Source organism: Roseburia rectibacter (genome assembly GCF_014287515.2).
Taxonomy (GTDB): domain Bacteria; phylum Bacillota; class Clostridia; order Lachnospirales; family Lachnospiraceae; genus Roseburia; species Roseburia rectibacter.
Genome location: NZ_CP092473.1, coordinates 2487323 through 2513312, shown reverse-complemented (window position 1 = coordinate 2513312; position 25990 = coordinate 2487323). Strand labels below are relative to the sequence as shown.

The window sequence follows — 25990 nt, the reverse complement described above, 5'->3', positions numbered from 1 at the left end:
ATAAAGAAATGATTTAAGGTGTATGGAATGTATAAAAAATCATTAGCAGGTGCCGTCTGTAACACAAAAAATTGTGTACAGACGGCACTTTGTGTTATACTCTGAATACGAATGATATATCTGAATTTTTGAAATGACAGATCATCTAATGTCCGAAAATAAAAGAACAGACTACAGAAAGTGAGAAATAAAGGAATGCAGTACCACGGAGGAGACATATACCGCAATCAGATAAGACTGGATTTTTCGGTGAACACCAACCCGCTTGGAATGCCAGATCCGGTGAAAGAAGCACTTCATCAGGCAGTGGAGGAAGCAGAAAACTACCCGGATATCAGAGCACAGGCACTTAGCGCTGCAGTCACAGAGCAGTTACAGGTGCGAAAAGAACAGCTTGTGTTTGGAAATGGTGCATCAGAATTGTTCCATGCCGTTTTACATGCCATAAAACCATCAAAAATACTGATCCCGGTACCTTCTTTTTTGGGATATGAAGAGGCAGCAAAAGCAATAGACTGCGAAGTTATCTTTTATGAGATGAAAAAAGAAGAAAATTTCTGTCTGACCGACCGCATATTGGATGTGTTAGATGAGAATATTTCTCTGGTATTTCTGGCAAATCCCAATAATCCGGTCGGAAATCTCGTTGAACCGGAACTGATTTTTCAAATTGCAGAAAAATGCAGACAGTGTGACATTACGCTGGTGTTAGATGAATGTTTTATGGAACTGACCGGGAAAGAACAGACATATTCTTTTTTAAAACGGCTGGATGAATTTCCAAATGTAGTCGTGATACGTGCATTTACCAAATTATATGCGATACCGGGGGTGCGGCTGGGATATCTGGTTTGTGAGCAGAATTTAGCAGAAAAGATCCGGTTGCAGTTACCGGAGTGGAATCTGTCGGTATTCGCCCAGAGAGCGGGAGTCGCTGCAATAAAAGAGCAGGAATATATTGCGCGTGCGGTAGTATGTATTCAGACGCAGCGGCAGTTTTTGCTTGAAGAATTACAGGCGGCGGGATGCAGTGTGTTTGATTCCGATGCAGACTATCTGTTATTTTACAGTGAAATGCCGCTGTATGAGTTATTTTTACAGCGCGGTATTCTGATCCGTGACTGCAGTAATTTCCGGGGGTTACAGAGAGGTTATTACCGGATCGCGGTAAAATCAGAAGAACAGAACCGGATGTTTGCAGAGGTGTTAAGGGAAATTCATGAAAATGCACAGGCAGCAGAGCGTATTGACCTGATGAAAGAGAAGTCAGAAGAACGAAATGACAGAGTAAAAGGGCAGGAGTGCATCGGCAAAACCGGAGCAACAGCCCAACTGGTGCACAAAACAGGCGCGGTAGAATTTGTGCTGCCCGGAGATATCGAGGGTCGCAGTTTTGCGATCATCACAAAAGAACTGGCGGAGCGGGGAATTGTGATCCTGGAAGAACAGGAGCCGGTGACCAAACGTGTGATCCATACGAGCGCGGACTTCGGATATGCAGATACACTTACCTTTTCAGAAAATGCGGTTGCAGTTGCAAAGAGCCTGATCCGAAACGGTGCGGATATCGTGACGGATACAAACATGGCATTATCCGGCATCAATAAAAAAGTACTTGAAACATATGGTGGTATGGCACATTGTTTTATGGCAGATGAAGAGGTTGCAAAAGAGGCAAAAGAGCGCAGGGTGACGCGGGCAGTTATTTCCATGGAACATGCGGCAAAACTGGACAAGCCGGTCGTTTTTGCTGTGGGAAATGCCCCGACAGCACTGATACGTTTATATGAACTGATCAGTGACGGAATTTACCGTCCTGCATTTATCATCGGAGTTCCGGTTGGATTCGTCAATGTGGAGGTGGCAAAAGAAATGATCCTGCACACCAATGTGCCGTGTATCGTGAACCGGGGAAGAAAAGGAGGCAGCAATGTGGCTGCTGCGATCTGTAATGCATTGTTATATGAAGTGCGGCGGGAGGATGCAGTGAAAAAGGTGGATTGATAGATTTTCGCCTGATATCACGAAGATTCTTGTAAAAGAAAAAGGAGAACCCCATGCGCTATGGATTTACAACCGGAAGCTGTGCGGCAGCAGCAGCAAAGGCGGCAGCATATATGTTGTTTACCGGAAAAATAAAAAATGAGATAGAGATCGAGACACCAAAAGGAATCCGTTATCATGCTGCGATCACAGACATAAGACGAGGTGAAACAGAAGTAAGCTGTGCAGTAATAAAGGATGGTGGAGACGATCCTGATATTACGACAGGGGCACATATCGTGGCAACTGTTTCAAGGATTGACAGTGACATGCAGCAAAAAGGGAAGTCTGCGCATTCACAGAAGATCGTGATCGATGGGGGATACGGTGTCGGGCGTGTCACAAAACCGGGATTAGACCAGCCGGTCGGAAATGCAGCCATCAATCATGTGCCGCGGGAGATGATCGAAAAAGAGGTGAGGGAAGTCTGTGCGCTCACGGATGAATGGGCAGATATTCTGGTTGAAATTTCTGTGCCGGAAGGGGAAGAACTTGCGTCGCAGACATTTAATCCGAGACTTGGCATCACAGGAGGGCTCTCGATTCTTGGAACGAGCGGCATTGTGGAGCCGATGAGCAGCAGGGCGCTGCTTGAGACGATCCGTGTGGAATTAAAACAGAAACGTGCGTTAGGAAATTCCATCGTAGCAGTCTCACCGGGAAATTATGGACTTGATTATATGAAACGGACTTACGGTTATGATCTGGATAAAAGTGTGAAATGCAGCAATTTTATCGGAGATACGATCGACATGGCAGTGGAAAATGGATTTAAAGCCATGCTTCTGACCGGGCATATCGGCAAGCTGGTAAAGGTCGCCGGAGGAATCATGAATACACATTCAAGGGAAGGAGACGGCCGGATGGAGCTGATCGCATCATCTGCCCTGTTAGCAGGAGCGGATGCGGATACAGCATGTCAGATCCTTTCCTGCGTGACAACGGAAGAGGCAGTCAATGTATTAAAAAATGCTGGGCTTTGCGAACAGACGATGAAACTTATCATGCAAAAGATCATGTTTTACCTGAATAAAAGAGCAGCAGGGAAGATCGTGGTTGAGTGTATTTTATATTCGAACGAGCATGGAGGACTTGGAGAAAGTGACGGAGCAGCAGAATTGATCGGGAGACTGAAGGAGGAGAAGCAATGATATATTTTGTAGGTGCCGGCTGTGGAGCAGCAGACCTTATTACAGTGCGTGGAATGCGGCTGTTAGAAAAAGCAGATGTAGTGATCTATGCGGGATCACTGGTAAACCCGGAGTTACTTTCCTATACCGGGGAGGGGTGTGAGGTTTATAACAGTGCAAAAATGACACTGGAGGAAGTCATAGATGTGATGAAAAAGGCACAGGCAGAAGAAAAAATGCTGGTGCGTCTTCATACCGGAGAGCCGAGTCTTTATGGGGCAGTCAGAGAGCAGATGGACTGGCTGGATGAACTGGGGATTCCTTATGAGAGCTGTCCGGGAGTTTCTGCCTGCTTTGGCGCTGCAGCATCCTTACAGATTGAATATACACTGCCGGAGGTTTCACAGAGTCTTATCATTACCCGTATGGCAGGAAAAACAGCGGTACCGGAAAAAGAAAGCATTGAGAGTTTTGCAGCACATCAGGCATCCATGGCGATTTACTTAAGTACCGGAATGTTAGAGGAGCTTTCCAGACGTCTTGTGGCGGGGGGGTATACGGAAGATACCCCGGCAGCGTTAGTGTATAAGGCAAGCTGGCCGGAAGAGGAAGCATATTTATGTACGGTCGAGACATTACCGCAGGTTGCGAAAGAGCATCATATCACAAAAACGGCACTGGTTTTGGTTGGAGATATTCTTGCAAAAGAACGGTGTACACGTTCGAAACTGTATGCACCGGATTTTGAAACAGAATTCCGGAAAAAGAAGGAGTAATACATGCAGATCGATATCATGAGTTTTACCGGGCGCGGGATAAGACTCTCGGAAAAGATACGGGATGAAATTCTTGTTGAGCAGGAAGATTACGAAGTCCACTTGTATACAAAATATGGAAAATATCAGAATCTGGCAGATGCAGAGAGAAAGATCTGGCAAAAACAGGAACAAAATGCTGCCGGATGGAAAAATCAGGTTTACGTCAAAGAAACAATCTACGACTGGATGCGTGCACGCTTCGAACAGAATAGAAAAGGAAACAAAACAGCGGTCATCTGGATCGGTGCATGTGGAATTGCGGTACGTGCCATGGCACCGTCTTTACGTGATAAACTTACGGATATTCCGGTTCTGGTCGTAGATGAGGCAGGGCAGTTTGTTATCCCGGTTTTATCCGGACATTACGGTGGGGCAAATAATCTTGCAAGACTGCTTGCAGATAGGATCGGTGCAGTGCCTGTCATCACGACAGCAACCGATGTCAATCATGCATTTGCGGTGGATGTTTTTGCAAAAGAAAATGGGCTTTTGATACAGAATAAAGCACAGATCGCAGCAGTCTCATCGAAGGTGCTTGATGGAAAAAAGATCGTGATGCTGACAGATGGAAAAATCGAGGGAAATGTACCGGATTCGGTCATTTTACCGGCTATGAAAATATGTGAGGAAGAAAATCTGATAGTGCCGGATGTTATAATATCTGCAAGATATCCGGTAAAAAAACTTCTCCTAAATCAGGTTATGGATGAACAGTTGGAAGTTAAAGCACATACAGAGCCACTCTGGCTGGTTCCACGTTCCATCATCCTTGGTATGGGCTGCAAGAGGGGAAAATCCTGTGAGGAGATTGAGCAGTTTGTATTAGAGACATTAGAACAGGAGCAGATAGCTATACAGGCAGTCAATGCGCTTGCCACAATTGATCTGAAAAAAGAAGAACCGGGTTTTTTGCAATTTGCAGAAAAATACGGGTTGGATTTTCTGGCATATCCGAAAGAGGTTTTAAAAGAAATACCGGGTTTTTTTAGCAGTTCAGAATTTGTTTCACAGACAGTCGGTGTGGACAATGTCTGTGAGCGTGCAGCGCTTGCGGCATGCCAGAAAGAAGAACCAAAGGTATGCTGTGACGGTAGTGAAAATCAGAAAAAAGTGCTATTACGGGGCAGATTACTGCTCAGAAAGAAAGCAAAAGACGGAATGACGCTCGCAATAGCGGAGCGGGAATGGAGTGTAAGATTTGATGAAACATAAAATATATATTGTTGGAATGGGACCAGGTGAGGAGTCTATGATGACGATGCAGGCATACGAGACATTGATGTCCTGTGATACGATCATCGGATATCAGGTTTATTTAAAATTATTAGGAGAGGCATTTGCCGGAAAAGAGCAGTTGTCCACACCGATGAAACAGGAACGTGAGCGCTGCATTCTTTGTTTTGAAAAGGCAGAAGAAGGAAAAAAAGTTGCCTTGATCTGCAGTGGGGATGCCGGAGTTTACGGAATGGCATCTTTGATGTATGAGATCGGGGAAAACTACCCGGACTGTGAACTTTGTGTTGTGCCGGGCGTTACCGCTGCGTTAAGCGGCGCAGCATGTCTTGGTGCACCGTTAAACCATGATTTTTGTGTGATCAGTTTAAGTGATCTTTTAACACCGTGGGAAAAGATAGAAAAACGATTAAGAGCGGCGGCAGACGGGGATTTTGCGATTGCGGTCTATAATCCGTCGAGCAGAAAAAGGGCAGATTATCTGATGCGCGCCTGCGACATTCTGTTAGAGACAGTCGAGGAGACACGTCCGTGCGGGTATGTGGAAAATATCGGAAGAGACGAGTCAAAAATGGAACTGTGCACGTTAAAAGAATTGAGAGAATGTCAGGTAAATATGTTTACAACGGTATTTATCGGCAACTCGGAGACAAAGATCATAGACGGACATCTCGTCACCAAAAGGGGATATCACATATGAAACGCATTTTGATTTTTTCCGGTACGACAGAGGGAAGGCAGTTAGCAGACATTTTAGATGCTTCCGGAATCTGTGCAGATGTCTGTGTAGCCACAGAATATGGGCATGAAGTCATGACCGAAGGAAAGTACCGGAATATTCATACCGGACGGCTTGCGGAAGATGAAATGAAAGAATTTATGCAAAATGGAGACTATACAGCAGTAGTTGATGCAACACATCCTTATGCGGTTCTGGTTTCTTCGAATATCAGGCAGGCGGCAGAACAGGTCAGACTTCCATATTACCGTTTAAGACGGACATTACAGTCTGCCGGAGAAGAAAACAATGTGATCTATGCAAAGTCGCAGCAGGAATGTGTCCGTGCCCTTGAGCAGACAACCGGAAATATCTTACTTACCACAGGCAGCAAGGAACTGCATTGTTATTGCGAAAATGAGACATTAAAAAAACGTCTGTTTGTCCGTGTCCTTCCGGGAATGGAGAGTATAGAGATCTGTCACCGGAATGGTATTACCGGAAAACAGATTATTGCCATGCAGGGACCATTTTCGGAAGAAATGAATCTGGCACTTTTTCATCAGTATCAGATCGCACATATGGTTACAAAAGAGAGTGGAGCGATAGGCGGATTTTCAGAGAAGATCAGTGCTGCAAAAAAGGCAGGAGTTTCCGTTTATGTGATCAAAAACCCGGAGGCGGAAAACGGAGAACAGAAGGAAAATTTAGAGGAGATTTTAAAAGAGATTGAGCGTCTGACCGGGAAAGAGATCAGAAGAAAAAAGATGCAGGTATCTCTCGTCGGAATCGGTATGGGGAATACAAAACTGATCACGGAGGAAGTGGCAGAGCGCATTAGAAGCGCAGATCTGTTATTCGGGGCAAAAAGGCTGTTGGACGCTGTGCCTGCGCAGTGGAATTTATCTGCCAGACGGCTACCATATTACCTGGCAAAAGATATTCTTCCATATCTGGAAACAGCTGTTCCACAGGCTGTTATTTTGTTTTCCGGTGATACCGGGTTTTACAGCGGGGCAGAAAAAATGGTACAGGCATTGCAGGAAAGATGCGATATGGAAGTATCTGTCTGTCCGGGGATTTCTTCCGTTTCCTATCTGGCTGCTAGAAGCGGTAACAGCTGGCAGGATGCAAAAATCATCAGTCTGCACGGAACAGATCATATGGAACTTCTGATGGAGACTGTCAGGACGAACCGGAAAGTGTTCGTTATCACATCAGGTGTTTTGGATGTCCGTGAAATTGGAAAGAGACTTTTGGACTGTGGATTAAAAGAAACGGCTGTGACGGTCGGGTATGCACTTTCTTATCCGGATGAACAGATTAAAACCTTATCGCCGGAAGAATGTATACAGCTTGCGGACGAAGGACTCTTTACCTGTCTGATCCAAAATAAAGAAATTCATGAAACAGGAAAAGACGCTGACCGGAAATTCCTGACTCACGGTCTGCCGGATGATGCATTCTGCCGTGATAAGGTTCCGATGACAAAAGAGGAAGTCAGAGAGACCGCTATCTGTAAAATGCGGCTGAAAGAAAATTCAGTCGTCTATGATATCGGAAGCGGGACAGGTTCGATCGCAGTTGAAATGGCAAGGTTATCGAAAAATCTTACAGTCTATGCGATCGAGCGAAAGCCGGAGGCAGCTTCATTGATCGAAAAGAACTGTGAAAAATTTGAACTTTCCAATGTAAAAGTGATTCGAGGGGAGGCACCTTTGGTATTTGCAGATCTTCCGGTTCCGACACATGTTTTTATTGGCGGAAGCAATGGCAGTTTAATGGCTATATTAACGGATTTATACCAGAAAAATCCACGTATGCGTGTGGTGGTGACAGCGATAACATTAGAGACGGTTGGAGCTGTTTCTTCTATATTAAATGAATTTCCGGTGGAACAGGAAGAAATCATTCAGATGTCTGTTGGCAGGGCGAAAAAGGCAGGGCGTTATCATCTGATGCAGGCAGAAAATCCGGTATTTATCCTGTCATTTTATTTTGCAGGAGGAGCGGAGCAATGAGGGCACCAAGAATACTGATCGGTGCAACAGGGAGCGGAAGCGGAAAGACTACGATCACCTGTGCACTGCTTGAAATCTTAAAAAGACAGGGAAAAAAAGTGCAGGCATTTAAGTGTGGACCGGATTATATCGATCCCATGTTCCACCGCACGGTACTTGGAATACCATCGAAAAATCTGGATACTTTTTTTACCGGGGATAAAACGACAGCAGAGTTGTTTATGACGTCTGCAAAAAATGCAGATATATCGGTGATGGAAGGCGTGATGGGACTGTATGATGGGTTAGGGGGAATCCGGAAAGAAGGATCTGCTTATGATCTGGCAACGGTAACAGATACGCCTGTCATTCTGGTCATTGATGCGCACGGGATGGGTAGAAGTATCCTTCCGCTGATCGCAGGTTTTTTAGCTTATGATACAAATCACCTGATAAAGGGGATTATTTTAAACCGGACATCCGGAGCTTTTTTTGAGACGATCCGGCCGGAGATCGAAAAAAGTTTTCCGGCAGCCGTTCTCGGATATTTTCCCAATCAGAAAGATATTTTGTTAGAAAGCAGACATTTGGGGCTGAAACGTCCGGAAGAAATAGACAGGATGGCTGAAAAACTGTCAAAAACAGCGGATATATTAGAAAAGACGGTTGATATAGAAAGACTTATAGCAATCGCAGAGAGTGCAGAAGAATTGCCGGATGCTGAATTCAGGGCGTTGACAGAGAAAACATCCGAATCAGCAGAAAATGATATGTTGGGAAAAAATAGTTCCAGTAATCAGAAAGCGTGTTCACAGGAAAATGAGAAAAGACCTGTGATCGCGGTGGCACGTGATGAGGCATTCTGTTTTTATTATGAAGATAATTTAAAAACACTAGAAAGAGCTGGAGCTGACATTGTGTTTTTTTCTCCATTGCACGATGATTATGTCCCGAAAGAAGCGAATGCTTTATTGCTTGTAGGTGGTTATCCGGAACTCTATGCAAAGGAATTATCGGAAAACAAGACGATGCTTGCAGACATAAAAGACAGGGCAGAACGTAAAATGCCGATCGTTGCGGAATGTGGCGGATTTATGTATCTGCACCGGACAATGGAAGATACAGCCCACCATGTTTATGAGATGGCGGGGGTTGTGCCGGGAGACTGCTTTTACACAGGAAAACTTGTCCGCTTTGGATATATCGAACTGACAGAAAAAGAGGCAGATTTTCTGCCGGAAAATGTCAGTATAAAAGGGCATGAATTTCATTATTTCGACAGCACTGCAAACGGTGATGGCTGTGTGGCATTAAAACCGGTAAGCGGGAAAAAATATGATTGCATTTTTGATAAAAAAACGATTTTTGTGGGATTTCCACATCTTTATTATCCGTCTGCGCCGCAGTTTGCAGAAAATTTTGTGAAAAAAGCGAAAAACTATAAATTACAGAAGTCCTCATCCGGCAGCGTAACCGGTTCATAATGCGATTATTGTTATATATGTGAAAGCAGTCATAGGAAAATAAAAGAAAAAGAGAGGGATTTAACCGTGAAAGATACAGAAAAAACAGGTATTCTCTATGGCGTTGGTGTCGGTCCGGGTGATCCGGAGCTTGTCACATTAAAGGCTGTGCGGATTGTCAGGGAGTGCGATACAGTGATACTTCCTGCAAAAAGCAAAGAGGATTGTATTGCCTATGGGATCATGAAAGAGGCATGCAGGGAGATCGCAGAAAAAGAACTTATATGTATGCCGTTTCCAATGACAAAGGATGAGAACAGGCTTGCCACGGCACATGAACAGATTTATCTTACAATAAAAAAACTGTTAGATGAGGGCAGAAAAGCAGCCTTTTTGACAATCGGAGATCCGACTATTTATTCTACCTACCAATATATCCATAAACGTGTGGCAAAGGTTGGTTATGAGGCGCATATCATAAACGGAGTTCCATCTTTTTGTGCGGCGGCAGGGGCGCTTGGAATATCGTTAGCGGATAACAAAGAAGAAATCCATGTGATACCGGCTTCCTACGATATAGAAAAAACGACAGAACTTTCAGGAACCAGAATATATATGAAGTCCGGAAAAAAATTAGGGGAATTAAAGCAGATGCTGCAAAAACAGAAAAAAGGCGGTCAGATGGAAGTGTATTCGGTGGAAAACTGTGGTATGATGAATGAAAAAGTAACCAGAGAGATCGGACAGTTAGACGATACATCAGGTTATCTTACCATTGTGATCGTAAAGGAGCATTAAAATTGGAAAATTCCTATCGTTATTTTGAAAACAGAGCGTGCAGATATTATCCATGCCATGAAGTAGAAAATGATGAGATGAACTGTCTGTTCTGTTTTTGTCCTCTGTATGAGAGAGAGCACTGTCCGGGGAAACCGGAATATATTAACAGTAAAGGCAGAATCATCAAATCCTGTATGAACTGTACATTTCCACACAAAGCGGAAAATTATGAGATCATCATGCAGTTCTTAAAAAAGAAAGCAGAGACGGAAAGATAAGTGACAGAAGAAAAATTTATTCATACAAACCTGAAAAATGAACTGACATATAATTTCCTTATGGATATCATAAAGCAGTATCATTATGAAAAAAAGGATATGGAAATGCTAGAGACGGTTGCTGACAGACTGCGCGAATGTCTTGCCGGAGAGGAAGGATTTTACTGCATGGGCAGGAACAGGTGTGAGCAGATACTCAGTCTACACAGGGAAGAAAACTATGCTATCGGAATATTTACGCTTGGGGGCAGGGTCGATGAGCTTCAAAACCGCTATAGCAGCACAGATTGCCTAAGAGAAGCATATGCAGTGGAGACGATCTGCTGGGAGCTTTTGCGAAAAGGTTATGATCTGTTTCAGAGATGGGCAGAGGCACATTTGAAACAGAGGCTTAGTTCTTATCACTTTTTTGGTACGGAAGAAGAACTTTCTTTTGAAAAAATGGTAAAGCTCCTGTCTGGAATGAAACAAAAAAGGGTTATCTGCAATCAGGCATACTGCATGGAGCCGAAAAAAAGTGCAGTATTTTTAGTGGAACTTTCTGGTGGAAAAGAAAAATGCAGCGAAAAACATACAGGAATCTGTGCCTCCTGCAGCAACAAAGAATGTATCTATCGAAAGTAAAAAGATTGTTTTTTATAAAAAACAGATGAAAAATGTAGTTGAAAATTTGGCAATTATCTCAAAAAACATCCGAAAAAACGGGTGTTTTTTTGTTTACCTGGTCAGTTCTACTTTATTCGAACATAGTTTCGAATGGATGAATGGCTGATAAAAAATGTGGCACATATCAAAATTTTGAGTAAAATTCGCAAATTTTTTTTCAGAAAAGTATGTATAAAAAATTTGACTTTTGGATATAACCTAAGTATGATATGTGCCTGTATCAAATGACGGCTTTCGTCATGTTGACATATATGTATCATTCTTGAGGAAAGGAGCAAAATGAGAAAAAGAATATTGGACGCGGCAGTGCTGTTTTGTTTTATCGTCAGTCTGACTGCAGCATCCAACATAAAAAAAGACGCAGCGGTCAGAGAACTTCCGGTAATGGAGGGGCTTGCAGCAGGATCGATACGTTTTGCACATTCATTTACGCCAGAATCAGATGAAAAAACAGGAATCGAAAAAAAAGAAACTATGATAGTAACATCTGCATATGATGATGATCTGATGCAGGAAAAAATAAGAACCACAAAAGAGATACAGACAGAAGAAACTGCACAGGTAAGTCAGGTAGTGCAGGAAACGGCGATAGAGCAGGAAACGGCGATAGAGCAGGAAACACAGGAAAACCGCTGGAACATTACTTTAACGCCGGAAGAAACGGAACTGCTTGCGAGGATCGTCTGGTTAGAATCACAAGGCGAACCGGTAGAGGGGCAGCAGGCGGTTGTGGAAGTTGTGTTTAACCGTATGAGAAGTGAAGTGTATCCGGATACACTTTATGAAGTTTTAAGCCAGAAAAATCCGGTACAGTTCTGTTCTTTTAAAAACAGGAACAGAGCGAATCCGACACAGAAGGAATATGAATCCATTAAACAGGTACTGGATGGAAAAACAAGATTATTAAGAGATGATACAATGTATTTTTCTACATTTCCTTTGACGGAACATGTGGAAGTCAAAATTGGTGGGCATTATTTTTGCTATTAGAACATCAAAAAGGGAACTGAGCAGTCTAAAAATTTCTGGGCTGTGAGGTTCTTTTTTTGATATTAGAAATTGACTTCCTATTCTGAAAAAATTATACTGATTCATAGTGCTTCAATATCTGCGGAGCAGGTACCATATCATGATAATATAATTTGAAAATAGAAATGGAGTTTCTATGGAAGAGACGAGAAAAGACGAAATTGAGCTTAGTCTTCGTAAAAAATATCATAAGACAATATTTTCACGTTTTGCAAGGGCAATCAATCATTATCAGTTAGTGGAGAATGGCGATCATGTCGCAGTCTTCATGGAACAGGGCAGAAATGAGCTGATCCTTGCAAAATGTTTTCAGGAGATAAAACGTCACAGAAAGATTGATTTTGAAGTGGATTTTTTTGGACTTTGCAGGGAGGATGACGGAAAAATCGTATCAATTGCAGAGGAGACCGGTATTCCGGTGCGAAAGATCAGATCTTATGGAGAGATAAAAGAAGCTGGCTGTAACAAGGTGGCGGTGGCAGACTGTTATGAGGATGTGATAGAGACGATCCTTGCGGGGGTACTGTATAAAGGTGAGATCAGTACCCTGATGCCAAAAGAAAAAGGGTGTGGAGATCGTTTAGAGTTGATCCGCCCGTTTTATCTGGTGCATAAGCAGGATCTATCAGAATGGAACGAAGAATTTGGAATGATGCCGGAAATGACAGAGATCTTTTTGGATCAGCAGAAAGAAATAAAACATCTGCTGGAAGAATTTGGAAGTATCAATCCCGGAATTGCTGCAAATATTTTTAAAAGTGTGGAAAATGTAAATTTGAATACTGTGATCGCATATCGTACAGATACGGAGCTTCATAGTTTTTTAAAAGATTACAAATAGGACTTTAGACACAGTTTATTTTCGTTTTCTATTTAAAACAGGGAAGAAAACTGTTATAATAAATAGACAGGTTTCATAAAATCAGAGCAGTACGAGATGCAAAATGGAGCGGAAAAGGATTACTATGGAAAAACAGCGGGCAATTTTGGAAAGCGTTATAAAAGAAGAAATTGATTTTATTTCATATGTGGATCTGGCAGATGGAATGGTACATACGATTGTTACCAATGAGGAAGCGGATGTTATGCCGCCTTTAGATGGAAATTACCAGAAAGTCAATGATGTGGCAATTCCGGAGTATGTACATCCGGATGACAGAGAAATGTGTGAGAGGGAGTTCAGACTGGAACGACTTAAGGAAAATTTACAGAAAAAAGAGCGTTTAGTCATTAACTACCGTTTGCTGTGCGGTGAGGAATATCGTCGGAAATCAATGAGTATTTACTATTATGATAAGACCAGAACAACATTGGTTTTTGTGCGCAGGGATATTACAGACAGTTACGAGGAAGAACAGAAGCACCAGAGAGAAATTTATGATGCGATGATGGAGGCAAAGCGTGCAGACCGTTCTAAGAGTGAGTTCTTAGAGCGCATGAGTCATGAGATCCGTACACCGCTTAATTCGATCATTGGTCTTTCCTATCTGAGCAGGGCAAATCTTAGTGATGAGAAGAAAGTTCTTGAAAACTTTGACAAGATTGAGATGTCGGCGCAGTTTTTACGCTCCTGCATGGATGATATTTTAAATCTTTCGCTTTTAGAGAGCGGTCGTGTTGCATTCAATGAAGAAAGTACAGATTTTGAAGAATTTCTTACGCATATAGAGGAAAAATTTTCCAGTAAGGCAAAGGAGAAGAGAATTTCTTTTTCCATGCAGAGACGGGGTTCATTTGCGGATAAATATCTGTTTGACCGTGAAAAGTTAAATGAGGCATTGTCATCGATTTTAGAGAATGCCGTAAAATATACACCACCGGAAGGAAGAGTTATTTTTATCATAGAGCTTTTTAACCGGGAAGAACAGGAAACGATCTTCCGTTTTGAGATCAGGGACAATGGAATTGGAATGGAGCAGAGTTTTTTGCCACACATTTTTGATGCATTTGCGCAGGAAGATAACAGAAATACAACATTAAGCGGTGGAACCGGATTAGGACTTACTATTTCCAAGAATATTATTGATTTTATGGGTGGTAAGATCGATGTGTACAGTGAGAAAGGAAATGGCACTGCGTTTGTTGTAACAGTTCCTTTAAAGACTGCAAAGGAGGACAGGCGCAGAACAGAGCGGACAATATATCAGGAGTATGATTTTTCCGGAAAAAGAGCGTTGCTTGTCGAGGACAATGAGATCAACATTGAGATCACGAGAAATATTCTGATACATAAGAATTTTATGGTGGATATCGCTGAGAATGGAAAAGAAGGTGTGGAACTGTTTTTAAAGAATGAACCGGGATATTATGACGTGATACTGATGGATATCCGGATGCCGGTCATGGATGGACTTGCTGCCACACGCTGTATCCGTGAATCAGATCATCCGGACAGCAGAACAGTACCGATCGTTGCGATGACAGCGAATGTTTTTGAGGAGGATGTAAAGAAATCTTTTGATGCAGGAATGAATGCGCACTTAAGCAAACCGGTGGATATTAAGCAGATGTATGCTGTTTTAGACGAACTGGTAAACGGTGACGGATTACTTTAAATGAGATGTATAATCTGACAGGTTTTGACCACACTATGATTTAGGCGAGTCAATGTGAAAGACGATATGCCAGCGATAGACCGCATGTTTAAAGACCGGATCTATTGCCATGAATGAAAATATGGAGGTGGAACATGAGCCAGTTATCAGAAAAAGAATTATCCGTTTTGAATGATCTGCTGACCGAGGAGGATCTTTTGATCAAAAAATTCCAGATGCTTGCAGAACACACAAAGGATCAGGAAATCAGTGCCAAATTTACGGAGATTTCCCAGAAACATCAGGGACATTTTAATTCCCTGTATGCACAGTTGAGCTAAGGAATGAGAGAGGGAGGAAGATCATGACAGAGCAGATTTATACGGACAAAGAAATCTTAGCCGATGCACTTACGGCTGAGAAGGCAGCAACGAATAACTATAATGCATTTGCAAATGAATGTGTGCATGACAGTGTGAGAGATGCAATTCTTCACTGCTTAGAGCAGGAACACTGCATTCAGGAAGATGTATTTAATATGATGCATCAGAGAGGTCTTTATCCGACTCCGGATGCAGATGCAAACAAAGTTGAAAATGCAAAACAGAAGTTTTCACAGTGTGTGAAAACTGTGTAGGACAAAATCAAAGTATATTATTTTTTTAGAAGAAAAAGCGTAGATCCGGCGGAGATCTGCGCTTTTCCTTTTTGTGCCAGCCACTTTTTCTTGACAAAGTAATATGTATTAGGTTAGACTAACGAAGCAAAGTTAGTCTAATCTAATAGCAAAACACAGAAATAAGGATGGAACAGAGAGGAAAAAAATAGATAAGCGGATATGAAAACGGAAACAAAAGAAATACAGGAAAAACGAAAAAGGGAGATAGAAACAGTGTCTTCCATGATAGAAATCTATTGTCATGGCAGTCATGGGACGAAAAGGGGAACGCTGTGTGAGCAGTGTGAAAAATTAAAAGAATATACGACGGCACGCACCATGCATTGTCCGTTCATGGAAACAAAGACATTCTGCAGTGCATGTAAGGTGCATTGTTATTCGAAGGAAATGCAGGAGGAAATACGAAAAGTGATGCGTTACTCGGGACCTAGAATGTTATTTGTGCATCCTGTACTTGCAATCAGTCACGTGAAGGTGACCATGCAGAATAAGAGGAAACAGGCAGATTAGTGCTTACGCACAAACTTGAGATGCAAATGAAAACGTTGTTTTCATTGAAAGACAGCGCAAGAATGGAGATTAATATGTTTCATAAGAGACTAATGAAGGAATTTAAAGAGAATCAGAAGTATGTGGCAGGGATGGTCGCCACGCAGTGGGGCTCGCTGCTCTGTAATGTGGCGCTGATGTATGCCATTGGTGTTTTTCTGGAAAAACTGCTTCTGTATAACAGAACTGTTGGAGAGGGAGATATCGCAAAGTTATTTATTGTTTTTGCGGCGGTTTATATCGGGCGTGCAGTATTTACAAGCATTGGAAGCCATTTATCCTTTGCCGCCTCAACGCAGGTGAAAAGAAAACTGCGCGAGCTTGTCTATGAAAAATTAATGAAACTTGGAAGTTCCTATCATGCTCATTTTGCCACATCCGAGATCGTCCAGATCAGTACTGAGGGCGTGGAGCAGTTGGAGATTTATTTTGGAAAGTATGTCCCGCAGTTCTTTTACAGCCTGTTCGCACCGCTGACATTGTTTTTGATCGTTGGAAGCATGAGCCTTAAAATTGCGGTTGTGCTGCTTTTATGCGTCCCGCTGATTCCGGTATCCATCGTTGCCGTGCAGAAATTCGCAAAAAAACTTCTGGCAAAGTACTGGGGCAGTTACACAGAACTTGGAGATTCTTTTCTGGAAAATTTACAGGGACTGACTACCTTAAAAATTTATCAGGCAGATGAGCGCTATGCAAAAAAGATGGATGAGGAGGCAGAACAGTTCCGCAGAGTGACGATGCGGGTGCTGATCATGCAGCTTAACTCGATCAGTATCATGGATCTGGTTGCATATGGAGGAGCGGGGATCGGTATTATTTTAAGTGTATTAGAACTTCGGGCTTCCCATATCACACTGGCGGAATGTATTTTTATCATACTGATCTCAGCGGAATTTTTCCTGCCGCTTCGCCTGTTAGGCTCTTTTTTCCATATCGCGATGAATGGAAATGCTGCCGCAGACAAGATCTTTAAATTACTGGATGAGCCGTTGCCGCAGTGTGGAAAGAATACAAAGATCGGGGGCGATGACATCGTATTTTCTGATGTATCGTTTGCTTATGAACCGGAAAAACCTGTTTTAAAAGGGATATCTTTTACGGCAGAAGAGGGGGCATTTACAGCTTTAGTCGGAGTGTCTGGATGCGGAAAAAGTACAGCGGCGTCTTTAATGATGGGAGAAGGGAAGGAGCAGGATGCATTTTCCGGTACGATCACGGTCGGCGGTGTCAATATCCATGAAATCGCACCGGATGCATTGTACAGAAAAATTACACGAGTGCGTCACGACAGTTATCTGTTTGCAGGAACCGTGCGTGAAAATCTCTGTATGGGGCGTGCAGATGCAGCCACAGAGGAGATGGAAGCAGCGTTAAAAGCGGTTGACCTCTATGATACGGTTTCGGAAAAAGGTGGTTTATCCATGGAGATCACAGAGAAGGCATCGAATCTGTCCGGTGGACAAAAACAGCGTCTTGCGCTTGCTAAGGCATTGCTGCATGACAGTGATATCTACATATTTGACGAGGCAACTTCAAATGTGGATGTGGAGAGTGAAAATAAGATCATGGAGGTTATCCGTGAGCTTGCACAGAAGAAAACAGTGATCCTGATCTCACACCGTCTTGCGAATGTGACCGATGCAGACCAGATTCTTGTCATGAAAGATGGTGTGATCGAGGAATCGGGAGTCCATGCAAAACTGATGGAGAAGAATGGCTATTACAGCAGCCTTTATAAGGCACAGCAGGAATTGGAAAAATATGCAAAGGAGGCAGTCTGATGCAGGGAAAAGAGAATAAAGGGGCACGCAGTGGTGTAAAAGTCATGGCAGGACTGATCGGTATGATAAGACCGATGCTACCGTTTATGTTTGTTGCGATTTTAATGGGATGTGCCGGAAATCTGATGGCGACATTCATCACGATCTTAGGTGGTTTTGGTGTCCGTCAGGTTTTAGGATTGTATCAGGGAATGACACTTTCACATATTTTTATTCTGATCGTGGTGTTTGCAGTATTAAGGGGCATCCTGCGCTATGCAGAGCAGGCAAGCAACCATTATATTGCATTCAAACTTTTAGCACAGATCCGTCATAAGGTATTTGCCGCATTGCGAAAACTCTGCCCGGCAAAATTAGATGGCAGTGAAAAAGGAAATCTGATTTCCATTATCACAAGTGATATTGAACTTCTCGAAGTGTTTTATGCACATACGATCTCTCCAATTGCGATCGCCATACTTACATCGGGCTTTATGGTATGGTTTATTGGGAGGTTACATCCGGCAGCGGGGGCTTTAGCAGCAGTATTTTACCTGATCGTCGGGGCGGTAATCCCTGTTATCAATGGAAAACATGGTGCAGAAAACGGACGCATTTACCGCGAAAGTTTTGGAAAATTAAACACCGTTGTTTTGGATAATTTGTATGGAATGGATGAAATTTTACAGTACGGACAGCAGGAAAAACGTCTGCATGAAATGAATGAACAGACAGAAAAGTTAGAGCAGAAAAATAAAAAGCTGAAAATGGCAGAGAATACACAGCGCATTGCAACAGATGGTGTGATCCTGATCGCAGGAGTACTTATGGCAGCTTTATGCGGACATCTTACTGTACAGGGAGCTGTGAGCATAGATGAAGCAATGATCGCTGTGATCGCGATGATCAGTTCCTTTGGCCCGACAGCCGCTTTATCTGCACTTTCTAATAATTTACAGCACACACTGGCAAGCGGAAACCGTGTACTTGATATTTTAGAGGAGCAGCCGCTTGTGGAAGATGTAATAGATGGAAATAACGAGTGTGGCGGCGATATTTCCTGCGAGCATGTATCTTTTTCCTATGAGTCAGCAGCAGAAGAACGTACACCTGGCAAAGTCTTAGAAAACTTTGATCATGTATTTACAGAACATAAGATCCATGGAATTTTAGGAAAGAGCGGATGTGGTAAATCAACACTTTTAAAACTTCTGATGCGTTTTTATGAGACATCTGAAGGAGATATCTGGTACGGAAAAACAAATGTGGATGAAATTTCAACCACGGCATTGCGTGACAATATTTCCTATGTCACACAGGAGACATTTCTGTTTGCGGATACGATTGAAAATAATATCAAAGTTGCGAAAGAGGATGCGACCAGGGAAGAAGTGATTGCGGCTGCGAAAAAGGCGGCACTTCATGAGTTTATTATGTCACTGCCGGATGGATATGACACGAAATTAGCGGAGTCAGGAGAGTCTGTCTCTGGTGGGGAACGTCAGCGTATCGGGATTGCACGTGCATTTCTGCATGATGCAGATATGATATTTTTAGATGAGCCGACCAGTAACATTGACAGTCTGAATGAAGGAATCATTTTAAGAAGTCTTGATCAGGAAAAAGCAAATAAGACAATTCTTTTAGTATCTCATCGAAAATCAACAATGGCGATCGCAGATGATATAGTCGCAATGTAGGAGAAAGTATCATTTCATGAATTACTGTGGAATGATACTTCTTTTATTCATGATAATAAAATGTTCACGGATCATGTATTCTATTATTTTATGTAATATTGTATGATTATGCATAAAATGTTTGAAAAATTGCAGAAGAAACGCTACACTATAAAAAGTATGGAAATACAGAAATATGGAAAGTTCTGATTGAATGTTGACAGACAAAAGATCAGTAACGTTTGTTTGGAGGACACATATGAAAAGAAAACAGATAGGGATGCTTATTTTTCTTGCAGTGATCGTGGTATTACTGTTTGTAACGGCAAATACACCCGGAGTGGTCACTGATCCGGAAAATTATCAGTGCAGCGTATATGCGACAGTATTTGCATTACTGCCACCGGTCATTGCAATCGGTCTGGCACTCATTACAAAGGAGGTATATACATCACTTTTAGCAGGAATCATCACAGGAGGGCTGTTATATTCCAATTTTAATCTGGAACTGATGATAGGTACGATCTTTTTTCAGGAAGACGGAGGCATGGTGTATAAACTCGCGGATGCATGGAATGTCGGTATTCTTGTGTTTTTAGTCATGCTTGGAATACTTGTTTCGATGCTGAATAAAGCAGGCGGTTCCGCGGCATTTGGAAAATGGGCGTCAAAGCATATCAAAACCAGGATCGGCGCACAGATTTCTGTCATGATCCTTGGTATACTGATCTTTGTGGATGATTATTTTAACTGTCTTACCGTGGGGAGCGTGATGCGTCCGGTCACAGACCGGCATAAAGTATCGCGTGCCAAATTATCCTATATCATTGATGCAACGGCAGCACCGGTGTGTATCATTGCACCGATCAGTTCCTGGGCGGCAGCGGTGACATCTTCCGTGCCGGAGAATGCGGGAATCAATGGATTTGCCGTATTTTTGCAGACAATCCCATATAACCTGTATGCAATCCTGACGTTGGTTATGGTATTGCTCGTGACAGTACTCCGGGTTGATTTTGGACCGATGAAAAAACACGAGATGAATGCGATCGCAGGTGATCTGTTCACAACACCGGGAAGACCATATGAGGGGAATGAGGAAGAGGCGGTCAATGATAAGGCACATGTGCTGGATCTGATACTCCCGGTCGCAGTACTGATCGCAAGCTGTATTGTTGCGATGGTTTATACCGGAGGATTTTTTGACGGAGCTTCTTTTGTTGATGCATTCGCGGCTTCGGATGCTTCTGTGGGACTGGTACTTGGCGGTGCTGTTACGCTTGTATTTACATTTATCTATTATATGATGCGCGATGTATTATCCTTTGAGGAATTTGCAAAATGTATCCCGGAGGGATTCCAGTCAATGATCGCACCGATCCTGATCCTTACGATGGCGTGGACATTGTCGGGTATGACAAACCTGCTTGGTGCGAAATATTTTGTTGCAGATCTTGTGGCAAATTCCGCATCCGCAATGCAGGGATTCCTTCCAATGATCATTTTCCTGGTTGCCGCATTTTTAGCTTTTGCAACCGGAACATCCTGGGGAACATTCAGTATCCTGATCCCAATCGTGATCGGGGTATTCCCGGAAGGACAGATGATGGTCATTTCCATCGCATCCTGTCTGGCAGGTGCGGTCTGTGGAGATCACTGTTCTCCGATTTCCGATACCACGATCATGGCATCTGCCGGAGGACACTGTGAGCATGTCAATCATGTGGTAACACAGCTTCCATATGTGTTGGTTGTTGGCAGTGTATGTATGGTCGGATATCTTCTGATCGGTATTTTAAAAGCAGCTGGACTGGATGCGGTTGTCTGGCTGACACTTCCGGTCTGCATTGTGATTCTTTGTGCGGTTCTTTGTGTGATAAGAGCAAAAACCGGTGGCAAAGAGGAAATTTAAGAATAAGAAAGAAAAGCCTGCTTAAGGTGGCAAAGCTGACAATCAAATAGTAAAGTAAGCAATCAGACGGCAAAGAAAACAGTAAAAAAAATAATAATACTAAAATAAAGAGAGGATGTCAGAGAAATGGTAAAACATGTTATTTTATGGAAACTGAAAGAGGAATTTTCGGACGAGGAGAAAAAACAGATCAAAGCAGGAATCAAGGAGGGGTTAGAAGGACTTGCCGGTCAGATTCCGGGGATGACAGAGATCAAAGTGCGCATTGACTGTCTGCCGAGTTCCACTGTGGATGTGATGTTAGATACCACATTTGAGAGCGCAGAAGCACTGAAAGCATACAGCGTGCATCCGAAACATGTGGCAGTGGCAGATAGTAAAGTAAGACCATATACAGCAGTGAGATCCTGCATGGATTATGAGATTTAAGAGGGAGTTACACAAAAACAGATAGTTTTAAAGCCCTCCGGGCAGGATCGCACTGCGGTGGAGTGTGCCCGTTTGGAATCAATGATGGTGTGGAGGTTTATCTCGATGAAAGCCTGAAAAAATTTACGACAGTATATCCGGCAGCGGGAAATGACCATAGTGCCGTAAAATTAACAATCCCGGAGCTTGAGCAGGCTGCCGGTGCAAAAGGCTGGGTTGATGTCTGTAAGGAAGAAAATGTTTAGACAGACCAAAGCATGAAAGGAACGATATTTTGGGATGAAAATTGGAGTGATTGCAGATGTCCACAGTAACCAGATTGCATTTCGGGCATGTGTGGACTACATGATAAAGGCGGGGTGTGAGGAATTTCTGCTTCTGGGAGATTTTGTTTCGGATACTGCCGGTGCAAAAAAGACGATGGAGATTCTCTATGAACTGATGGAGCAGTTTCCCTGTCATGTTCTGCGGGGAAACCGGGAAGAATATATGACAGAACAGCGTAAAGTCAGGGAACAGGAAGAAAAAGAAAAATACTGGATCGCAAATTCTGCCAGTGGTAATCTTTTATATACTTATGAACAGCTTACCCCAAAAGATCTGGACTTTTTTGAAAATCTTCCTATTACGTTCCGTTATGAAAAGGAAGGGTATCCTGCGATCATCTGCTGTCATGGTTCCCCTGTCAATACAAGGGAATTACTTCAGCTTGACAGTGAGCGGACAAAAGAAGTTTTAGATGAAATCAATACAGATTATCTGCTTGCAGCACATACGCATTATCCGGGAATGATGAGATATCATGGGAAAACCTATATGAATACCGGTTCCTGTGGAATTGCGATCGGTGATCCGGGATATGCACATGCTGTGATCTTAGAGTCATGGGAAAATGAATGGAAACCGGAATTTTTGCGTATTCCATATGATATCAACCAGGTGATACAGGATATTTTTGAATCAGGACTTTATGATATGGCACCGTGGTTTTTGAATAATAATCTCCATATTTTCCTGACAGGAACGGATCTGACACCGGAACTGGTAAATCTGGCTACAAAATTGCAGAAAGAAAATGAGGCAGAAGAAAAGGTCTGGCCGCATATCGAAGAAAAATATTTTGCGAAGGCGGCAGATGCCTTGAAAATTCCGGATTATACATTTTTGCGATATATCCGCCCGGCTGTAATAGAAGATACGGAAAAGCTGTTAGAATTATATCATTCGATGATCGGCGGAGCGGCAGGCTGGAATGAATATTATCCGGGAATTGATACGATAGAATCAGATCTTTCGAGGAATGCACTTTTTGTGATGGAAAATGAAAAGGGGAAACTGATAGCTTCCATTTCCATAGATGCAGACGAAGCCGTAGACAGTTTAAAATGCTGGGATGAGGCGCTGCTTCCGGGAGCGGAACTGGCGAGACTCTGTATCAGAAAAGAATACCAGAATAAAAAAATGGCGAGAATGATGATGGCATATGCCATGAATGTCCTGCGGAAACAGGGAAAGAAATCTGTTCACATACTGGTACGAAAAGGGCATGAGGTGGCAATGCGTTCTTATGCGCATCTTGGATATGAGAAAGTGGGAGAGTGCAGTCTCTATGATATGCAGTTTATCTGCATGGAGAGGGCATTGTAGAAAAAAGGGCAGGCGAAATTGCCTGCCCATATAAAAATTTTAGTCTGCACCTAATTCTCTGTCTTTTGCCATAAAGAACAATGCAATGGTATCAGGTCCTACATGGCTTCCGGTACAGAAATCATAAGAAGTATTGATAAAATCGCGGACGGAAACTTTTTCCTGAATCTTATTCATGACATAGAGGGAGTCTTCGTAAGCGTCGGCATGTGCGATACCGATGATCTGTTTTTCCGGTTCTGTGATATTGTCACAGACGAGAGAGACGAGCTCGTTTAATGCAGCCTTTCTTCCACGGCATTTTTTATACTGGACAATAAAACCGTCCTTGTTTCCACGTAGGATCGGTTTGATATTTAAAAGATTACCGACAAGGGCGGTTGCTCCGCTTAAACGTCCGGTTTTTGAAAGATATTTTAAGTCTCCGACGGTAAATACACCGTTCATCTTTGCAGGGTACGTTTCTAAGATATCTGCTACTTCATCAATCTCCATACCTTTATCACGCATTTCACTTGCGTAGATCGCTAAAATTCCCTGTGCTAAAGAAGCATTGAGTGAATCGATCAGACGGATTTTTCTGCCGTTTACCGGATCACGCAGCAGATCCTCCGCGGCAAGTCTTGCGGAGTTGAAATTTCCGCTGATATTTTTGCTGAGTGAAAAATACAGCACATCTTCGTTATTTTCCATGGCACTGCGGAATGCATCTTCAAAAATGGCAGTGCTGATCAGACCGGTCTTTACATCTGCGCCCTGGCGCACGGCGTCGTAATATTCATGACCTTTCTGACGTTCCTCTTCCGGGGATAATTCCGGATCAAAACAGGTGACTTCTTTTCCATTTACAAAGTTGATAAAAGAAAGAACTTTGATCTTATATTTTTTTACAAGTTCTGCGGGAATATTTGCCGCAGAGTCAACGATAATCTGAAACATGATGATCTCCAATCCTATTAAATAGTTATAGTGTACAGTGTAAGCGGTTTTAAAAACTATGTCAAGTGGTTTTGGGACGTTTTCTTCTTTATTTCATAAAAGAGAATAATAGTATCATTGACGTTGACCATGTGGTATACTGCATTTAAGTAAATCGTAATTTGAAAGTGAGATGTATTTTATGAAAAAGAAGATTATATTAACAATAGCATTTGTTATTAGTTTATTACCAATGTTATTAAACCAATATGGTGGAATGAAAGGTGTACAAGAGATTAGAGGTTTAATTAGCTTGTATAATCCAATAGGCATTATATCTGTGTTATTTTTTATTATAGGTGTATGGATTCCATTTAAAAATAAAAAAATCAATAAAATTTTTGGTGGATTAGGAGTAGTAGGAATTGTAATTTCTGAAATATACAATTTCTTTACTTGGCACATAATGAATATAACAGGGAAAATGAGTATTCATAATAGTATCGAATTTGCTTTTCCAGAGTTTTATGTTGGATTGGTAATATCTTTAATTATGATAGCTGTTTATTTCTGCATTGATAAAATCGTAAAAGAATAACAACTTCCCGTTTATTGGGAAGTCACAGAGAACGAAAAATCGGAATTTGTCGGGAAGTTGCAGAGAGCGTAAAATCGGAATATTGCTGCTATCAATATTTGAAAAATTGTGCTGATTTAACAGAAGTTTTTATAGGAGACACGAATGTGATAACAGAAATAATTTTTTCGGATTATTATAGAACATTTTTATTGTGTATATTATCTATTGGGGTTGTTTTTTTTATGCGAAATGCAAGTATAAGAAAAAAAGTACTTGCATTAGCAGGATACGAATTTATTGTATTTTTACTTTTTCTTTGGATATTTATTGTATGCATAATTTTTACTGAATTTGATTATGAATCAATAATAGCTATTGTGCAATGGGAATTAAAGTGGATACTTTATTTTACAATAAGTATAATATTGCAGTTTGCAATGTACTATTTTTTCTGGAAAAAAAGTAAAATATTAAAGATAGTGACTTTACTATTTAGTCTTATTATTGTTATTGTCCCATTGCATGTATTTGATTTTACTTGAAATAACAAAATAAAAAAATGAAATCCGACAAATGCAAACTATAAAACAAATAGAGCAAACATAATCAGTTTATTTATATGCGTAATATTGTACAGACTTATGTGTATTGTATGAAAGAACGATAAAATTCCAATTTGATGGAGTAATGGATATGAAAATACGAGAAGTGAATGAGAATAAAAAGCAGTTTATATCCTTATTGCTATTAGCTGATGAGCAGGAAAATATGATTGATCGCTATCTTGAAAAAGGTACTATGTATGCACTTGAAGATGGTAATGTAAAAGCTGAATGTGTTGTCACCGATGAAGGTAACGGAATACTTGAAATCAAGAATATCGCAGTCGATCCGGAAAATCAGGGAAAGGGCTATGGCAAAGCACTAATTGATTTTCTTGCCAGTAAATATGCAGATGAATATTCTGTTTTGCAAGTTGGAACAGGTGACAGTCCATTGACGATACCATTTTATGAAAAATGTGGATTTGCCCGTTCTCACAAGATTCCCAATTTCTTTACTGACAATTATGACCACCCAATTTATGAGAGCGGTGTACAGTTAATAGATATGGTATATTTGCAAAGATATATATAACTTTCAAT

Annotated in this window: 25 protein-coding genes and 1 pseudogene; 25 read left to right on the top strand and 1 reads right to left on the bottom strand. The window is 41.9% G+C overall.

Annotation, left to right across the window (positions count from 1 at the left end):
• Positions 1-195 precede the first annotated feature (195 nt).
• From H8S51_RS18300 to H8S51_RS11760, 22 genes and pseudogenes are all read left to right on the top strand, one after another.
• On the top strand, positions 196-2004 hold the full coding sequence (locus H8S51_RS18300) for a precorrin-8X methylmutase (protein WP_186900156.1): 1809 nt from the start codon (positions 196-198) through the stop codon (positions 2002-2004).
• Between the two features lie 53 nt (positions 2005-2057).
• The gene (gene cbiD / locus H8S51_RS11860) at positions 2058-3194 is read left to right on the top strand and encodes a cobalt-precorrin-5B (C(1))-methyltransferase CbiD (protein ID WP_186900157.1); all 1137 of its coding nucleotides are present in this window, start codon (positions 2058-2060) and stop codon (positions 3192-3194) included.
• A complete protein-coding gene (cobM, locus tag H8S51_RS11855; RefSeq protein ID WP_117922101.1) occupies positions 3191-3949 on the top strand; it encodes a precorrin-4 C(11)-methyltransferase in 759 nt (252 codons plus the stop codon). Before cbiD ends, cobM begins: the two co-directional genes overlap by 4 nt.
• A 3-nt stretch (positions 3950-3952) precedes the next feature.
• The gene (locus H8S51_RS11850) at positions 3953-5203 is read left to right on the top strand and encodes a cobalt-precorrin 5A hydrolase (RefSeq protein WP_186900158.1); all 1251 of its coding nucleotides are present in this window, start codon (positions 3953-3955) and stop codon (positions 5201-5203) included.
• Positions 5193-5924: a precorrin-3B C(17)-methyltransferase gene (cobJ, locus tag H8S51_RS11845; RefSeq protein ID WP_186900159.1), complete on the top strand. Its 732-nt coding sequence runs from the start codon at positions 5193-5195 to the stop codon at positions 5922-5924. Before H8S51_RS11850 ends, cobJ begins: the two co-directional genes overlap by 11 nt.
• Positions 5921-7963 (top strand): precorrin-6A reductase, encoded by a 2043-nt coding sequence (cobK, locus tag H8S51_RS11840; protein WP_186900160.1) that lies wholly within the window; start codon positions 5921-5923, stop codon positions 7961-7963. The genes cobJ and cobK overlap by 4 nt, the downstream gene beginning before the upstream one ends.
• Positions 7960-9426 carry a cobyrinate a,c-diamide synthase gene (locus H8S51_RS11835; protein WP_186900161.1) on the top strand — a complete coding sequence of 489 codons (1467 nt, stop codon included), beginning with the start codon at positions 7960-7962 and terminating at the stop codon, positions 9424-9426. The genes cobK and H8S51_RS11835 overlap by 4 nt, the downstream gene beginning before the upstream one ends.
• 66 nt (positions 9427-9492) lie before the next feature.
• Complete coding sequence (gene cobI, locus H8S51_RS11830) at positions 9493-10203, top strand: precorrin-2 C(20)-methyltransferase (protein ID WP_186900162.1); 711 nt, start codon at positions 9493-9495, stop codon at positions 10201-10203.
• Between the two features lie 2 nt (positions 10204-10205).
• On the top strand, positions 10206-10463 hold the full coding sequence (locus tag H8S51_RS11825) for a cysteine-rich small domain-containing protein (RefSeq protein WP_117922106.1): 258 nt from the start codon (positions 10206-10208) through the stop codon (positions 10461-10463).
• Positions 10464-11087 (top strand): hypothetical protein, encoded by a 624-nt coding sequence (locus H8S51_RS11820; protein ID WP_186900163.1) that lies wholly within the window; start codon positions 10464-10466, stop codon positions 11085-11087.
• Between the two features lie 321 nt (positions 11088-11408).
• Positions 11409-12119 carry a cell wall hydrolase gene (locus H8S51_RS11815; protein WP_118210578.1) on the top strand — a complete coding sequence of 237 codons (711 nt, stop codon included), beginning with the start codon at positions 11409-11411 and terminating at the stop codon, positions 12117-12119.
• Between the two features lie 175 nt (positions 12120-12294).
• Positions 12295-12999 (top strand): tRNA lysidine(34) synthetase, encoded by a 705-nt coding sequence (locus H8S51_RS11810; RefSeq protein WP_117922109.1) that lies wholly within the window; start codon positions 12295-12297, stop codon positions 12997-12999.
• 124 nt (positions 13000-13123) lie between these two features.
• Entirely contained in the window at positions 13124-14713 is a 1590-nt protein-coding gene (locus H8S51_RS11805) for an ATP-binding protein (protein WP_186900164.1), read from the top strand.
• A gap of 134 nt (positions 14714-14847) precedes the next feature.
• Positions 14848-15033 carry a hypothetical protein gene (locus H8S51_RS11800; protein WP_117922111.1) on the top strand — a complete coding sequence of 62 codons (186 nt, stop codon included), beginning with the start codon at positions 14848-14850 and terminating at the stop codon, positions 15031-15033.
• A gap of 23 nt (positions 15034-15056) precedes the next feature.
• Complete coding sequence (locus H8S51_RS11795; RefSeq protein WP_006856858.1) at positions 15057-15329, top strand: spore coat protein; 273 nt, start codon at positions 15057-15059, stop codon at positions 15327-15329.
• A gap of 201 nt (positions 15330-15530) precedes the next feature.
• Positions 15531-15881: a nitrous oxide-stimulated promoter family protein gene (locus H8S51_RS11790; RefSeq protein WP_117922112.1), complete on the top strand. Its 351-nt coding sequence runs from the start codon at positions 15531-15533 to the stop codon at positions 15879-15881.
• A 74-nt stretch (positions 15882-15955) separates the two neighbouring features.
• Positions 15956-17701, top strand: a complete 1746-nt coding sequence (locus H8S51_RS11785; RefSeq protein ID WP_186900184.1) for an ABC transporter ATP-binding protein/permease — start codon at positions 15956-15958, stop codon at positions 17699-17701.
• Positions 17701-19380 (top strand): amino acid ABC transporter ATP-binding/permease protein, encoded by a 1680-nt coding sequence (locus H8S51_RS11780; RefSeq protein ID WP_186900165.1) that lies wholly within the window; start codon positions 17701-17703, stop codon positions 19378-19380. Before H8S51_RS11785 ends, H8S51_RS11780 begins: the two co-directional genes overlap by 1 nt.
• A gap of 238 nt (positions 19381-19618) precedes the next feature.
• Complete coding sequence (locus H8S51_RS11775) at positions 19619-21271, top strand: Na+/H+ antiporter NhaC family protein (RefSeq protein ID WP_118210572.1); 1653 nt, start codon at positions 19619-19621, stop codon at positions 21269-21271.
• 126 nt (positions 21272-21397) lie between these two features.
• Positions 21398-21700 carry a Dabb family protein gene (locus H8S51_RS11770; protein WP_117922115.1) on the top strand — a complete coding sequence of 101 codons (303 nt, stop codon included), beginning with the start codon at positions 21398-21400 and terminating at the stop codon, positions 21698-21700.
• Between the two features lie 56 nt (positions 21701-21756).
• Positions 21757-21945, top strand: a pseudogene (locus H8S51_RS11765) (YbaK/EbsC family protein); the annotation flags it as partial.
• A 34-nt stretch (positions 21946-21979) separates the two neighbouring features.
• Positions 21980-23347 carry a metallophosphoesterase gene (locus tag H8S51_RS11760; RefSeq protein WP_117922116.1) on the top strand — a complete coding sequence of 456 codons (1368 nt, stop codon included), beginning with the start codon at positions 21980-21982 and terminating at the stop codon, positions 23345-23347.
• A gap of 39 nt (positions 23348-23386) precedes the next feature.
• On the opposite strand, the gene H8S51_RS11755 is transcribed toward H8S51_RS11760, so the two are convergent.
• Entirely contained in the window at positions 23387-24286 is a 900-nt protein-coding gene (locus H8S51_RS11755) for a DegV family protein (RefSeq protein ID WP_186900166.1), read from the bottom strand.
• 181 nt (positions 24287-24467) lie between these two features.
• Here H8S51_RS11755 and H8S51_RS11750 point away from each other — a divergent pair, with 181 nt between their 5' ends.
• The 3 genes from H8S51_RS11750 (at position 24468) to H8S51_RS11740 (ending at position 25982) form a co-directional block, all read left to right on the top strand.
• Positions 24468-24863: a hypothetical protein gene (locus tag H8S51_RS11750; protein ID WP_118210571.1), complete on the top strand. Its 396-nt coding sequence runs from the start codon at positions 24468-24470 to the stop codon at positions 24861-24863.
• Positions 24864-25009: 146 nt separating this feature from the next.
• Positions 25010-25387 (top strand): hypothetical protein, encoded by a 378-nt coding sequence (locus H8S51_RS11745; protein ID WP_055039029.1) that lies wholly within the window; start codon positions 25010-25012, stop codon positions 25385-25387.
• Between the two features lie 151 nt (positions 25388-25538).
• Entirely contained in the window at positions 25539-25982 is a 444-nt protein-coding gene (locus H8S51_RS11740; protein ID WP_186900167.1) for a GNAT family N-acetyltransferase, read from the top strand.
• Positions 25983-25990: the final 8 nt, after the last annotated feature.